The organism is Proteocatella sp. QWL-06 (assembly GCF_058684135.1).
In genome coordinates, this window is sequence record NZ_CM178755.1 from 895,728 (window position 1) to 909,082 (window position 13,355).

The 13,355-nt window shown below is 40.4% G+C and carries 14 protein-coding genes; 11 read left to right on the forward strand and 3 right to left on the reverse strand.

Annotation, left to right across the window (positions count from 1 at the left end; translation table 11 throughout):
* Position 1: 1 nt before the first annotated feature.
* The 10 genes from AC4PGZ_RS04210 (at position 2) to AC4PGZ_RS04255 (ending at position 9,421) form a co-directional block, all read left to right on the forward strand.
* Complete coding sequence (locus tag AC4PGZ_RS04210) at positions 2–1,057, forward strand: 3-methyl-2-oxobutanoate dehydrogenase subunit VorB (protein WP_492159798.1); 1,056 nt, start codon at positions 2–4, stop codon at positions 1,055–1,057.
* The gene (locus AC4PGZ_RS04215) at positions 1,057–1,803 is read left to right on the forward strand and encodes a thiamine pyrophosphate-dependent enzyme (RefSeq protein ID WP_492159799.1); all 747 of its coding nucleotides are present in this window, start codon (positions 1,057–1,059) and stop codon (positions 1,801–1,803) included. Before AC4PGZ_RS04210 ends, AC4PGZ_RS04215 begins: the two co-directional genes overlap by 1 nt.
* 2 nt (positions 1,804–1,805) lie before the next feature.
* On the forward strand, positions 1,806–2,342 hold the full coding sequence (locus AC4PGZ_RS04220) for a 2-oxoacid:ferredoxin oxidoreductase subunit gamma family protein (RefSeq protein ID WP_492159800.1): 537 nt from the start codon (positions 1,806–1,808) through the stop codon (positions 2,340–2,342).
* 72 nt (positions 2,343–2,414) lie between these two features.
* Positions 2,415–3,773: a phosphoglucosamine mutase gene (glmM, locus tag AC4PGZ_RS04225; RefSeq protein WP_492159801.1), complete on the forward strand. Its 1,359-nt coding sequence runs from the start codon at positions 2,415–2,417 to the stop codon at positions 3,771–3,773.
* 61 nt (positions 3,774–3,834) lie between these two features.
* Complete coding sequence (locus AC4PGZ_RS04230) at positions 3,835–4,401, forward strand: 5-formyltetrahydrofolate cyclo-ligase (protein ID WP_492159802.1); 567 nt, start codon at positions 3,835–3,837, stop codon at positions 4,399–4,401.
* A gap of 30 nt (positions 4,402–4,431) precedes the next feature.
* Complete coding sequence (locus AC4PGZ_RS04235) at positions 4,432–4,815, forward strand: YkvA family protein (RefSeq protein ID WP_492159803.1); 384 nt, start codon at positions 4,432–4,434, stop codon at positions 4,813–4,815.
* Position 4,816: 1 nt separating this feature from the next.
* Positions 4,817–5,590 carry a PhzF family phenazine biosynthesis protein gene (locus AC4PGZ_RS04240; RefSeq protein WP_492159804.1) on the forward strand — a complete coding sequence of 258 codons (774 nt, stop codon included), beginning with the start codon at positions 4,817–4,819 and terminating at the stop codon, positions 5,588–5,590.
* 96 nt (positions 5,591–5,686) lie between these two features.
* Positions 5,687–7,987: a putative bifunctional diguanylate cyclase/phosphodiesterase gene (locus AC4PGZ_RS04245; RefSeq protein ID WP_492159805.1), complete on the forward strand. Its 2,301-nt coding sequence runs from the start codon at positions 5,687–5,689 to the stop codon at positions 7,985–7,987.
* On the forward strand, positions 7,956–8,363 hold the full coding sequence (locus tag AC4PGZ_RS04250) for a molybdenum cofactor biosynthesis protein MoaE (RefSeq protein ID WP_492159806.1): 408 nt from the start codon (positions 7,956–7,958) through the stop codon (positions 8,361–8,363). Before AC4PGZ_RS04245 ends, AC4PGZ_RS04250 begins: the two co-directional genes overlap by 32 nt.
* Positions 8,363–9,421: a Gfo/Idh/MocA family oxidoreductase gene (locus tag AC4PGZ_RS04255; protein WP_492159807.1), complete on the forward strand. Its 1,059-nt coding sequence runs from the start codon at positions 8,363–8,365 to the stop codon at positions 9,419–9,421. The genes AC4PGZ_RS04250 and AC4PGZ_RS04255 overlap by 1 nt, the downstream gene beginning before the upstream one ends.
* 5 nt (positions 9,422–9,426) lie before the next feature.
* Here AC4PGZ_RS04255 and AC4PGZ_RS04260 read toward each other — a convergent pair whose 3' ends face one another.
* Entirely contained in the window at positions 9,427–10,158 is a 732-nt protein-coding gene (locus tag AC4PGZ_RS04260; RefSeq protein ID WP_492159808.1) for a helix-turn-helix domain-containing protein, read from the reverse strand.
* 221 nt (positions 10,159–10,379) lie between these two features.
* Here AC4PGZ_RS04260 and AC4PGZ_RS04265 point away from each other — a divergent pair, with 221 nt between their 5' ends.
* Positions 10,380–11,582, forward strand: coding sequence for a MalY/PatB family protein (locus AC4PGZ_RS04265; protein WP_492159809.1), 1,203 nt, complete (start codon positions 10,380–10,382; stop codon positions 11,580–11,582).
* Between the two features lie 262 nt (positions 11,583–11,844).
* On the opposite strand, the gene AC4PGZ_RS04270 is transcribed toward AC4PGZ_RS04265, so the two are convergent.
* Complete coding sequence (locus AC4PGZ_RS04270; protein ID WP_492159810.1) at positions 11,845–12,540, reverse strand: BRCT domain-containing protein; 696 nt, start codon at positions 12,538–12,540, stop codon at positions 11,845–11,847.
* Between the two features lie 12 nt (positions 12,541–12,552).
* On the reverse strand, positions 12,553–13,188 hold the full coding sequence (locus AC4PGZ_RS04275; protein ID WP_492159811.1) for a 3'-5' exonuclease: 636 nt from the start codon (positions 13,186–13,188) through the stop codon (positions 12,553–12,555).
* Between the last annotated feature and the right edge of the window lie 167 nt (positions 13,189–13,355).

Genomic DNA, 13,355 nt, shown 5'->3' on the forward strand with positions numbered 1-13,355 from the left:
AATGATGAAAGTACTTATGAAAGGGAATGAGGCAATTGCAAAAGCGGCAATTGAAGCAGGATGTACATTTTTTGCAGGATATCCTATAACCCCACAGAACGAGATACCAGAATATATGTCTAAAGAGCTGCCAAAAGCAGGCGGAGTATTTATTCAGTCAGAATCAGAGATATCAGCTATAAACATGATTTATGGTGCTGCTGGTGCAGGAGCAAGAGCAATGACATCTTCTTCGTCTCCTGGAATCGCATTAAAGCAGGAAGGTATAACTTATATCGCGGGAGCAGAGCTTCCTGCAGTAATAGTTAACATGATGAGAGGCGGCCCTGGCCTTGGAAGCATCCAGCCATCACAGGCAGACTACAACATGTCTACAAGAGGCGGCGGAAACGGAGACTACAGACTCATCGTATATGCGCCGGCATCAATACAGGAAGCTGTAGACATGGTTCAGGAAGCATTCGACGCAGCAGATTACTACAGAATGCCAGTTCTAGTCGTAGCAGACGGAATGATTGGACAGATGATGGAGCCTGTAGAGTTCAGAAAACCTGAGCCAAGAAATCTTGCAGAAAAGACATGGGCTACTGTAGGTACTGGTGGATTAAGAAAGCCAAACATAGTAAACTCACTGTATCTTGACTCAACAGTGCTTGAGCAGCACAACCTGAGACTTGAAGCTAAATACAACGAGATTGAAGAAAAAGAAGCAAAATACGAAAACTACATGGTTGAAGATGCCGACATAGTAATGGTATCTTACGGAACAACCTCAAGAATAGCAAGAAGTGCTGTAAATCAGCTTAGAAAAGAAGGAATAAAGGCAGGCCTTATAAGACTTAAGACCCTTTGGCCATATCCTGTAAAGGCATTCGAAAACCTTAAGGCGAGCCATATAATCTGTGCAGAGATGAGCATGGGACAGATGGTTGACGATGTAAAGCTTGCAGTTGAATGCAAGATACCGGTTCACTTTGTCGGAAGAGCTGGAGGAATGGTTCCAGACCCAATGCAGATCATAAACAAAGCAAAGGAATTAACAGGGGGTGCAAAATAATGACAGTCGTATTTAAAAGAACACAGGGACTTACAGATGTTACAACTCACTACTGCCCTGGATGTACACACGGAATAATACACAGACTTGTAGCAGAGGTTCTTGAAGAAATGGAAGTTCTGGGATCAGCGATAGGAGTTGCTCCTGTTGGATGTTCAGTTCTTGCATACAACTACTTCAACTGCGATATGCAGGAAGCAGCTCACGGAAGAGCGCCTGCGGTAGGAACAGCTATAAAGAGAGTTCATCCTCAGAATACGGTATTCACATATCAGGGAGACGGAGACCTTGCATCAATCGGTATGGCAGAGATAGTTCATGCTGCAGCAAGAGGAGAGAAGATAACTACTATATTCGTAAACAACGCAATATATGGAATGACTGGCGGACAGATGGCTCCTACTACACTTATCGGACAGAAGAGTACGACTTCTCAGGACGGAAGAGATCCTGTAAAGAACGGATTCCCTATAAGAATGTCTGAAATGATTTCAACGCTTGATGGAGCTGTATACGTAGAGAGAGTAACAGTTGATTCGCCTGCAAACGTAAGAAAGGCAAAGACTGCAATAAGAAAGGCATTCGAAGTTCAGAAGGCCGGCCTTGGATTCTCAATGGTAGAGGTGCTTTCAACATGTCCTACAAACTGGGGAATGACTCCTGTGGATTCACTTCAGTGGCTGAGAGATAACATGATACCATTCTATCCACTTGGAAATTTCAAACAAATAGAGGAGGGGAAATAGACATGGAGAATAAAGTTATTTGCGCTGGATTTGGAGGACAGGGAGTAATGTCTATGGGACAGCTTCTTGCATACGCCGGAATGATTGAAGACAAGCACGTATCATGGCTGCCATCATATGGCCCTGAGATGAGGGGTGGAACTGCAAACTGCGGAGTTACAGTTTCAGACGAAGAAATCGGATCACCTATAATCACGAACGATGCAGACATAGCAATAGTAATGAACCTTCCTTCACTTATTAAATTCGAGAAGGATGTAAAACCAGGCGGAAAGATATTCATAAACTCTTCTCTTATCGAAAAGAAGGTAGAAAGAACTGATATAGAGGTATATTATATAGATGCCAATAAATTAGCAGCTGACATAGGAAATATCAAGGCGGCAAACCTTGTAATGCTTGGAGCAGTTTTAAAGAGTACTCCGATAGTTGATATCGAATCAATACTTGAGGCCTTCAAAAAAGTATTCGGACCTTCAAAAGAGAAATTCATACCTCAGAACAGGGAAGCTCTTATAAAAGGTGGAGAAAGCATATAGCAAAACAGGCTGATATGCATTATAATAGTGTCTATAGGCATTATTATAAAAAGTAAAGGAAACTTGAATATCATGAGAAAATATTTTGGAACAGATGGAGTCAGGGGAATAGCAAACACAGAGCTGACTCCGGATCTAGCATTCAGGCTTGGAAGAGCCGGTGCATATGTACTGCAAAGGCACAGTGAAAACAAAGAAGGAAAGACAACGGTCTTCATAGGTTCTGACACCAGGATCTCAAAGGACATGCTCTCAAGTGCGATAGCTGCTGGAGTGATGAGCGTGGGCGGAGATGCAATAGACATAGGAGTAGCTCCAACGCCTGCAATCGCATACCTCACAAAAAAGCACAGGGCAGATGCGGGAATAGTTATATCAGCATCACACAATCCTATGGAGTACAACGGCATAAAATTCTTCAATTCAAAAGGCCTCAAGCTTGATGATTCAATCGAGCTCGAAATAGAGAGCTATCTTGACGACATGGACAGGATAGACACTGTATTTTCGCACGAAAACATTGGAATGAGAGTATACAATGAAGGCTATGTACGTGAATATGAGGATTTTCTTTCCGGAGTGCTGAAGTCAGACCTTAGAGGATTCAAGGTAACGCTTGACTGCGCAAACGGAGCAAGCTACAAGGTTGCACCTCATGTTTTTGAAAAGCTTGGCGCAGAGGTGAAGTGCATCTCAAATAATCCGGATGGAACCAACATCAACAGAAACTGCGGATCCACTCATCCTGAAAACCTGTGCAGAGCCGTAATTGAAAACGGATCAGACATAGGTCTCGCATATGATGGTGATGCAGACAGGCTTATCGCAGTTGACGAAAATGGAAATGTCATAGATGGCGACAAGATAATGCTCATATGCGCGAAATACCTGAAGAAAATCGGAAAGCTGAAATCAGACAAGCTTGTTGTGACTGTGATGAGCAATCTGGGACTTCACGTAGCATCAGAAAGAGAAGGAATAAAACTCGAGGTAACGAGCGTAGGGGACAGATATGTTCTTGAAAACATGCTTGAGAATGGCTATTCACTCGGAGGAGAGCAGTCAGGACACATGATATTCCTTGATTACAACACAACTGGAGACGGGGTGCTGTCATCACTGATACTGTCTGAAATCATCAAGGAATCAGGAAAAAAACTGAGCGAGCTGGCTACCATAATGGAGATTTTCCCTCAGGTGCTTATAAACGCTAAAGTCAGGAATGAAAACAAGAATGCGTACATGACTGACGAAATAATCAAAAACGAGATATCAAAGCTCGAATCAGAGATGGATGGCAGAGGAAGAGTACTCATCAGGCCGTCTGGTACAGAGCCTCTTGTCAGGGTAATGCTCGAAGGCCAGGACAAGGAAATCATAACACAGATGGCAAGAAAGCTTGCAGATCTCATAGAGCAGAGATTGGGTTAATACTGAAAGAGTTTCACTTATTACAAGTGAGACTCTTTTTTGAAACAGAAAGGTAAGTGCCATGAGTATTTCAGAAGAAAAAAAGAGAATCAGGAGCATAGTGCATCAGAAAAAAGCCGCCATGACGAGCGAAGAAATAATCGATTCAGACATAAAGATTCAGGAAAATATAATTAAGCTTGAAGAAATAAGATCCGCAGGCACAGTCTTCTGCTTTGTTTCCATGAAGGATGAGATAGATACGAGGCCGATAATCGAGAGGCTTCTTGAGCAGGGAAAGAAGGTAGGCGTTCCCAGATGTATTGAAGGAAATAATCTAAGGGTATATAATATAAGAAGCTTTGATGATCTTAAAAAAGGATTTTTCGGGATAGAAGAACCTCTTGAAAGCTGCGAAATAATAAAGCCTCATGAGATAGACGCAGCAGTTATACCATGTACTTCCTGCGACAGAAAAGGGCACAGGCTCGGTAAAGGCGGCGGGTATTATGACAGGTACCTGTCAGACGTGAAATTCAGAAAGATAGTTATATGTAGAGAAAAGCTTATGCTTGATGAGGTCGTGACTGATGAATTTGACGTTGTAATGGACATAGTCGTGACCGAAAGTGAAACAATCAGGATATGATATTTGTAAAGAAAGCAGAAGGGATTGCAGATGAAATCAAATGACAGGTTCAGAAAAAATGGCGGCGTACTCAATTATATAAGAAATCTCAGGTATCTGAGCAGGTTTTTGAAATCTGACGAGGTAGGACTCCTGAAGAAGACAGAGGTCCTGTTTCTTATTGCCATGATGAGCATATATCTCGTATCTCCAGTAGACATGGTTCCGGATTTCATACCGGTATTTGGCTATATGGAAGATGCCCTCGTAGTCTTTTCTATGCTTTCCTATGCCGGAAACATAATCTCGAAATACAGAGAATTCTTCAGGATTGAGCCTGTGGAAGTGAAAAAAAGCGTCAGGAAGCAAAAGGACGTGATAGATGTAGAGTTCACGGATGTAACTGAAGATGAAGACCATAAGGAGGACGAGTAGTATGAAGCAGTACGTAGTTGATGCCTTTACAGACAGAGTTTTTGGAGGAAATCCTGCAGCGGTATGCGTAATGGAGCAGTGGCTTCCTGAAGAAACTATGATGAGCATAACAAAGGAAAACAATCTGTCAGAGACAGCGTTTGCAGTAAGAGAAGGTGATGTTTACAGGCTGAGATGGTTTACTCCCGGTGGAGAAATAGACCTTAGTGGACATGCCACGCTAGCCACGGCATATGTGATTTCAAGATTCGTTGATAAAGAGTCTTCAGAGATTCGCTTTGCTACGCTCAGCGGAGAGTTGAAAGTAATCATAAGAGGCGATCTTTTTGAGCTGGATTTCCCGGCTTATGAGCTTAGAAAGCTTGAAATCACTGATCAGATGAAGAATGCTGCAGGTACAGATATAGAAGAAGCATATATTGGAAGAGACCTGATGTTCATACTGAAATCGGAAGCTGAGGTAAGAAATTTCAAGCCTGACTTTCAGAAAATAAGTGAACTGGAAGGATTGCTGCTTCATGTGACAGCTGCGGGAAGCGGGCACGACTGCGTATCAAGATCATTTGCGCCAAAGCTCAATGTTCCTGAAGATCCTGTATGCGGCTCAGGGCACTGCCATATCATACCTTACTGGGCGCATAAACTGTCAAAGAAGGAGCTTGTGGCGTATCAGGCCTCAGAAAGAGGCGGTACGCTTTACTGCACAATGGATGGAGAAAGAATTAAGCTAAGCGGCAAGGCGGTTCTGTATTCTGAGGCAGAGATTCACATTTAAACATAGCAATCATATTGACGAGCTAAGCGTTAAATGGTACAGTTAGAGTGGACTAATGTATGTTTTTCGCGATCAGACTGGGAGATGTGACAATTTATGGAAAAGGACAGGCTGAAATTCAGTAAAAAAGATTTCAATTACTTTTTTATCCCCTTTATAGTTCTGGCTCTGGTTTTCGGGGCTATGATGTACATAACGGCCAGGAGCCGTATTGAAGAAATCTACAGGATGACTGAGGAATCTACTATCAGCATAGCTGACAGCTATTCCAGGACACTTGAGGATAACGCAGCTGCTTCTGAGACAATAATGGCCATGCTCGACCAGAGGATACTGGCTGCGAGCAATGCTGTTCTTCTCATGCAGAATTACGAAAGCAACGAAGAAATAGGAGATCTTGCCGAAAAATTTCAGGTTGATCAGATAAATCTGTATGATGATAAGGGCGTAATAGTCTACAGCAATTACGAAGAGTATATAGGCTGGACAGCGTATGAGGGACATCCGGTATATAATTTTATGATGGGAAACAGAGCGTCGCTTGTAGAGGACATACGCCAGGATACCGAAAGCAAGCTGTACTTCAAATTTGGCTATGTAAAAAAGAATGACGGAACTTTTGTGCAGGTCGGAATAATTGCCGAAGATGTTCATGATCTTACAGAAAAATTTGATATCCAGCGGCTCGTAAATGACATTGTCAGAATGGACAATGTCGAAAACGTATACTTTATGGACACGGATTTTATTGTAGCAGCAAGCAGCGATAGTGAAATCATAGGAACTGAAATCCGGGATGAGGAGCTCAGAACGCACTACTTAAAGTCCGATGCTGATTCTGAAAACAGGTTGATTGATGGAAAAAACGTACTTCATTCATGTGCACCTGTATTTCATGGATCGGAGAAATTTGGGACCCTTTCAATAGTATGGAAATCCGATCTTTTTTATGATGATATAAAAAACATAATAATACAGGGATTTGTAGAATTTTTTCTTATTCTGACCGTGGTAGGAATTATTCTTTACTATGCTTACAGAAAAAACAAGATGAATGTCAGGACTGCCTATTATGACAGGCTTACGGGACTTCCAAACAAAGAATACCTTCAGGAATACCTTGAGGATATAATAAAAAATCAGAGAAAATCCAAAAAAGCGGTTCTGCTCTTAAACTGTGTAAATTTCAAGACGCTCAACATGACCTATGGATTTGTCTATGGAGATGAAATACTGAGGCAGATAAGCAGAAGAGTAAGAGAAATGACTGATCCAGAGCACATGTTCTTCAGATTCAATGCAGACAGATTCGTGCTTGCAGTAGAGGGATACAGAGATTCAAAAGAGCTTGCCGGTATAGCGGAGAAGCTTGTAGAGATATTTAAAGATCCATTTGAAGGAATTGCAAAACATGAATATATAGGACTTGAGATTTCGATATACGAAATAGAGAACCAGGATATTTCTGCAGACAAGGTTCTAAGAGATGCTTCGCTGGCACTTTCGAATATCGAGCATATCAAAGATGAAAAGATAGTTTTCTACAAAAAATATATGGAGGAGAACCTCAAACGTGAGGATATCATTGAAAAAGCCCTGAGAAAGATCATATCAGGAGAGGGAGAGGGCACTTTCTATCTTGAGTTCCAGCCAAAACTGGATATAAAGAGCGAGAAGATAACTGGATTTGAGGCGCTTGCCAGAATGAAGCTTCCTGATACAGGAATGATTTCACCTGTTGAGTTTATAGCGACAGCTGAAAGAAAGCTTCTCATATATGATCTTGGAAGGCTCATACTCAAAAAATCCTGTGAGTTTCTGAAAAGGCTTGATGAAATAGGATTTGACAATATAAGCATCGCAGTAAATATATCAGCAATGCAGCTCCTCAGAGATGATTTCGTTGATGATGTAAGAAAAACACTGGACTCAGTCGGAGCGGATCTTAGCCTGCTTGAGTTTGAGATCACGGAGTCAGTGCTCATTGAAAATTTTGAGCTGATAAATCAGAAGCTGGAAGATGTAAAAAATATGGGAATAACAGTGTCGCTTGACGATTTCGGGACCGGATTTTCATCCTTTGCGAGGCTGAGAGATCTCAACATAGACATAGTAAAGATTGACAAGCAGTTCATAGATAATATATCTGTAAAGAAAGAGAGCAATCTGATATCACAGGACATCATATCTATGGTACACAAGGTGGGGCTTGAGGTGGTAGCAGAAGGCATCGAGACAGATATTCAGATGGAGTATCTGAAAAAGCATGACTGCGATATAATACAGGGATATATTGTAAGCAGGCCGCTGATCGAGGACGGGGCAATTGAATTTCTGGAAAGCAAGAGCGGAGATGGAGGTATATATGAACAAAAACAGCGAGAGGCCATCAATTGAACAGTGGCTGAAAGAAGTAAAGTCTGACCATAGTTCACATCATGAAGGAATGTATCTTATACACAACGGTATTGTGAGAGAGACGCCAAAAGTTGCGGTAAGAGAAGGTCTTGATGACGGGTCAAGAGTTACGGGAATGGAATTCAGCTATGACGCAGAAAAGGTGGAGATGGCAATTGCCGAGACATATAGAATGAAAGGGATTTTTCATGTCAGAGTATGGCTCAACGAAGGAACGCTTGATGTAGGCGATGATATAATGTATCTGCTCATTGGCGGTGACATAAGGCCTCATGTTATAGATGCGCTTCAGTTTCTGGTTGAAAGAATAAAGACACAGTGCGTGACAGAAATAGAAAAGAAAGAGGGACTGTGATGAAAAAGCTCAAGGTGGGCCTTATAGGATATGGATCCGGAGGCCGAATTTTTCATGAGCCACTGATAAACAGTGTTGAAGGATTTGAACTTAAGAAGATTTTCAACAGAAGCGGAAAGGACAATGATCAGCTGATTGAAAAGTATGGCAGACATATAATCGCAGATAAAGTAGATGATATACTGTCAGATCCTGAGATTGATCTTGTTGTTATTGCATTACCCAATTTCATGCATTTTGATATAGCGAAAAAAGCTCTGGAAAATGGCAAACATGTCCTGATAGAAAAGCCCTTCACAGTTACCTCTGAAGAAGCAGATCAGCTTATTGCTCTGTCAAAGAAAGCTGGAAAGATAATCACCGTAAATCATAACCGGAGATATGACAGTGATTTCAGGACTGTAAAGAAAATACTGGACGCCGGGTTTTTGGGAAATACAGTAGAGTATGAGGCGCATTTTGACAGATTCCGAAGTGAAGTCAGGCAGGGTTCGTGGAAAGAGGATACTGCACCCGGGTCAGGAATACTTTATGATCTGGGATCGCACCTTATTGATCAGGCAAAGGCTCTGTTTGGCATGCCGGAGGAAATATTTGCCTGTCTTGATATTCAGAGAGAAGGGGCCAGGACAACGGACAGCTTTGACATGCTTCTCAGGTACAGCAATTTTACTGCCAGACTGAAGGCAGGGATGCTGGTGAGAGAACAGGGGCCAAAGTATACCATTCATGGCACAAGAGGCTCTTTCATAAAGTATGGAATGGATGTTCAGGAACACTGCTTAAAGCAGAGCGAACTTCCTGTGGATAGGCCTGACTGGGGAAAAGAGCCTGAATCAATCTGGGGCAGACTGAACACTGACATTGAAGGAATTCATTTCTGCGGAAATATTGAAAGCGAACATGGGGATTATCAGATGGTTTACAAAAATCTACATGATGCCATATGCGGAAGCGGCATGCTCCATATAACTCCTGAGCAGGCCAGAGATACGATAAGGCTGATTGAGCTGGCTCAAAAAAGCAGTGAAATGAAATGCTGGATCAGCGTGAATTGATATTGTTAAAAGTTTTCAAGCTGAAAAGATAGTTCAGTTGTAAACATATTATAATGCCTGAGAAGTCTTATGTCATCTTTTGAAACCTTAAGCACTTTTATTAATTCAGAGTCTTCTTTGAGCCTGGATTTTGAAAAAAGCATTTTAACCGCGATAGGCATCATAGGTCTTGATGAAAAGCCATTGAACAGCCCCCATTTCGTATCAGCGTCAAGGTACGAAGCAAGGATCTGAGCGCTGGCTTTTTCCATTGGAGTATCCTGATTTGTAAGCTGAATGTTCGTAACTGCATCATAATGCTCGATATATCCCCAGTAAGTATTTTCGCAGTTCTGGTAGTTTTCGTAATCTTTGAAGTTCATGTACATCATAATCTTGTACTGGTTTTTCCCTGATTCCGACAGAACGTCAAATACGCAGCGTATAAGGCGGTTGCTTCGACCGTCATAAAGGTATGAATAAAATTGGGACATGCCGCTGAAAAAGGCGGGGCTGCTTGAGTCTGACATGAGGCTCGCACGCTGGGGAGTGCAGTACAAAAGCTGTTCAACGTGTATTTTGAGAGCTCCGGCAATATCATAGAGAGTTTCCACATCAATTGAAATCTCTCCCTTTTCATATTTTGAAATTGTAGATTTGCTTTTGCATATTATTTTAGAGAGCTCTTCCAAAGTGAGCTTTCTCATCCTTCTGAAATTACGTATTCTTTTTCCAATCTCAGCACTTATTTCACTCATGAAATTCTCCTTAAAGTTTCCTATAAATACAAAAAAATTTGAAAATTGCACTCTGTAATATTTTCATGATTATTATATCATAGAATCACTTGCTTTTTCCACCAGCAATGGAATTTCAAAATCTAAATTCCACTCTAAAGAGAATTACTGTTTTTGACTTTGTGGAGAAAAATATTTAAAATAGAAGCTAAAGATGAAATAATAGTGGGGAGGAAAATATTATGTATAATTTTGATGAGATAATAGACAGAAGAAACACGAATGCCATGAATACAGACGGATTCAGGCAGTATATCTTTCATGCTGATGAGAGCATGACTTTTCCATACAAAGACGATGAATTCATACGCATGTGGGTTGCGGATATGGAGTTTGCGACGCCAGACGTAGTGATTGAAGGAATTAAAAAGAGATTGAATAGTAGGATATTCGGTTACACGAGGATTTTTGAAGATTCCTACTATGAAGCTCTTTTGGCCTGGTGCAAAAAAAGATATGAATGGAGCTTTGACAAAAAAGAACTGGTCATGTCGAACGGAATCATACCAGCGCTGTTTGAACTTGTTGAATATATATGTAAACCGGATGAGAAAGTACTGTTTCTGACTCCATCGTATGCATATTTCAAATATGCCGCTGATCACAGCTCAAGAGAGAGTGTCTGTTCAGACCTGAAAAATGAAGATGGATATTACAGCATTGATTTTGAAGATCTGGAGAAAAAGGCATCTGATGAAAAAACAACACTGCTTATTCTTTGTAATCCTCATAATCCGACAGGAAGGGTATGGAAGAAGGAAGAACTGGAGAAAATATCCGGGATAATAGAAAAAAATAAATTATGGGTAATTTCGGATGAGATTCACTGTGATCTTCTCAGAAAGAATCAGAAGCACATACCTATGGGAAAAGTAATGAAAGAATACAACAAGCTTATTACCTGTATGGCTCCGAGCAAGACATTCAATATAGCAGGTCTCATGATTTCAAACATAATTATCAGGAGTGATTTATTAAGAAGCAAATGGCTTTCAAGACACTATAATTTTGACAATCCATTGAGCATAGCGGCATCTCAGGCGGCATATGAAAGTGGTGAACCATGGCTTGAGGAGCTTACGGATTATCTTGATGAAAATTTTGAATTTACTGGACAATATTTATCTGAACATCTTCCAAAAGCAAAGTTTATGATATCAGAATCAACATATCTCGCATGGGTTGACCTAAGAGAATATTTTGAACCCGATGAAGATTTGCCACTGTTCTTTGCATATAATGCTGGAGTGCTGCTGGAGGGTGGGAATATGTTCGTTCAAAACTCAGATGGATTTATAAGGCTGAATCTTGCATGTCCAAGGTCCATTGTGTCTGAAGGATTAAGAAGAATATGTGAAGCTGTTGGAAACAAGGGCGGAAAATGATTATAAGAGCTCCTAAAAGCTTGTAAGAATAGTTTTAGATATTTGTGTGAATAAGTAACAGGGCATGAGTTCTATTTATAGAGAGAACTCATGCCCTGTTACTTTATATTTTTTCAAATCAGCTGTTTGAAAGAGAGGCCATTAATTAATGTATTAGCGAGTATATAAGCGTTATAGAAGTATGCTTGCAGATGCTGTAAATGATGAAGTATTCCTGCTTGAGAAGGGGCGTTCTATTTATTTCAGGGAAACTCCTTTTGGTCTAAACCTTTCCCCAAAAATCATTCTCATGAACAATAACAATATTATGCCCGCTTTTTCTCATTGAAACAGCCTTCTCAACCTTACGGCCATAGCAGCTGAATGCCCAGCAAGGATTACCTTCGTCCCCGACAATCAGATAATCAGTTTCCTTTGTGACATTATTTGAGAATAGACCAGAGTTCTTTTCAACAATTTCTTGAATATCAGATCTCTTAGCCCTGGAAGACTTCCCAGTGAAGCAGAAACACTTCGATTCAATAGATAAATTTGGAGACTTGGCGCATATTCCAGATATATTGTACTGTTTCCTTAATTCTTCGAGTTCGCCGGCATTTATATTTATAGAAGCGGAAGCATCTATAAAATCTCCTATAAATGACCTCAATATATCTCTCTCAGTATCAGTTATAACTCCATCTTCCAAAACATCCGACAACAGTGAGTTTATTTCATCATATGGATAAGTGCCAGACAGGAAGTCATTGACTTTTATCCACTCATCAAGACTATGTATCTCTTGATCAGTTAACACACCGTCCGAAAGTATTCCGTGAAATACTCCGTGAAGCATTTGTATAGACAGGGTAGTGAATTCATAATATTTACCATCTGGTTCAAACTGGCTGCATATCCAAGCCAGATCCTCAAGCTCGGACTCATCAATAATACCATCCTCAACTATGCCTCTTATCAAATGTATAAATATTTATAAAGTAGCCTTTTCTTTACAATGTGCATATACTTTTCCACACACAACACAGTCATCAATAGCATTGTGAGATCCAACATTAACCTTAAAATGATTTTTTAAAGTCTCCAGTTTGTGATTAGGAGTTTCAATATATTTTCTCGCCAGCGTCAATGTATCAATAACAGTATTTTCAAATGTAGTTTCGTGATAGTTATTCATATTTGTCTGTATAAAGCCCATATCAAAACTTGCATTATGAGCAACCAGATGCATGCTTTCCACGAAGTTTTCAAATGATTTTATAGCAGTGTCTATCTTTGGTGCATCCTTAACCATTGAATTTGTTATACCGTTTATTTTCGTGATTTTCGATGTAATAGGGGAATAAGGCTTGACGTATGTATGGAATCTCTCAACTTCTATACCTCCATGATATTTTATGGCGCCGATTTCAATTATTTCACTTTCTACCGGATTAAGGCCAGTAGTCTCTAAATCGAAAACAATATAATCATCAGGAAGCTTGCGCCCTTTTTTGTATTCCTTAACTTTCATTTTTAGCCCGGTTTCTTCATGCTGAATTGGCGGCTGCGCTTGGATATCAGCATTTGTAATCGGTTTTTGATTTAACAAAAAATCAAATAACCCCATTTTAATACCTCCTTGAAATTTACAAAATCAACATTAAATAAGCAGCGAACCTGTTCGCCTGGTTCTCAAACTTGCTGTGCAAAATGCTCAATGACAGTCTCGTCAGAGCTTTACATGCAATCTTGGCTGTTTGAATTACGTTAATGAATTACCTTAATTTGATATAA

Bases quoted from the DNA above. Each gene is read 5' to 3' on its own strand.
- AC4PGZ_RS04210 (WP_492159798.1), top strand. From the start codon at position 2: ATGATGAAAGTACTTATGAAAGGGAATGAGGCAATTGCAAAAGCGGCA.
- AC4PGZ_RS04215 (WP_492159799.1), top strand. From the start codon at position 1,057: ATGACAGTCGTATTTAAAAGAACACAGGGACTTACAGATGTTACAACT.
- AC4PGZ_RS04220 (WP_492159800.1), top strand. From the start codon at position 1,806: ATGGAGAATAAAGTTATTTGCGCTGGATTTGGAGGACAGGGAGTAATG.
- glmM (WP_492159801.1), top strand. From the start codon at position 2,415: ATGAGAAAATATTTTGGAACAGATGGAGTCAGGGGAATAGCAAACACA.
- AC4PGZ_RS04230 (WP_492159802.1), top strand. From the start codon at position 3,835: ATGAGTATTTCAGAAGAAAAAAAGAGAATCAGGAGCATAGTGCATCAG.
- AC4PGZ_RS04235 (WP_492159803.1), top strand. From the start codon at position 4,432: ATGAAATCAAATGACAGGTTCAGAAAAAATGGCGGCGTACTCAATTAT.
- AC4PGZ_RS04240 (WP_492159804.1), top strand. From the start codon at position 4,817: ATGAAGCAGTACGTAGTTGATGCCTTTACAGACAGAGTTTTTGGAGGA.
- AC4PGZ_RS04245 (WP_492159805.1), top strand. From the start codon at position 5,687: ATGGAAAAGGACAGGCTGAAATTCAGTAAAAAAGATTTCAATTACTTT.
- AC4PGZ_RS04250 (WP_492159806.1), top strand. From the start codon at position 7,956: ATGAACAAAAACAGCGAGAGGCCATCAATTGAACAGTGGCTGAAAGAA.
- AC4PGZ_RS04255 (WP_492159807.1), top strand. From the start codon at position 8,363: ATGAAAAAGCTCAAGGTGGGCCTTATAGGATATGGATCCGGAGGCCGA.
- AC4PGZ_RS04260 (WP_492159808.1), bottom strand. From the start codon at position 10,158: ATGAGTGAAATAAGTGCTGAGATTGGAAAAAGAATACGTAATTTCAGA.
- AC4PGZ_RS04265 (WP_492159809.1), top strand. From the start codon at position 10,380: ATGTATAATTTTGATGAGATAATAGACAGAAGAAACACGAATGCCATG.
- AC4PGZ_RS04275 (WP_492159811.1), bottom strand. From the start codon at position 13,188: ATGGGGTTATTTGATTTTTTGTTAAATCAAAAACCGATTACAAATGCT.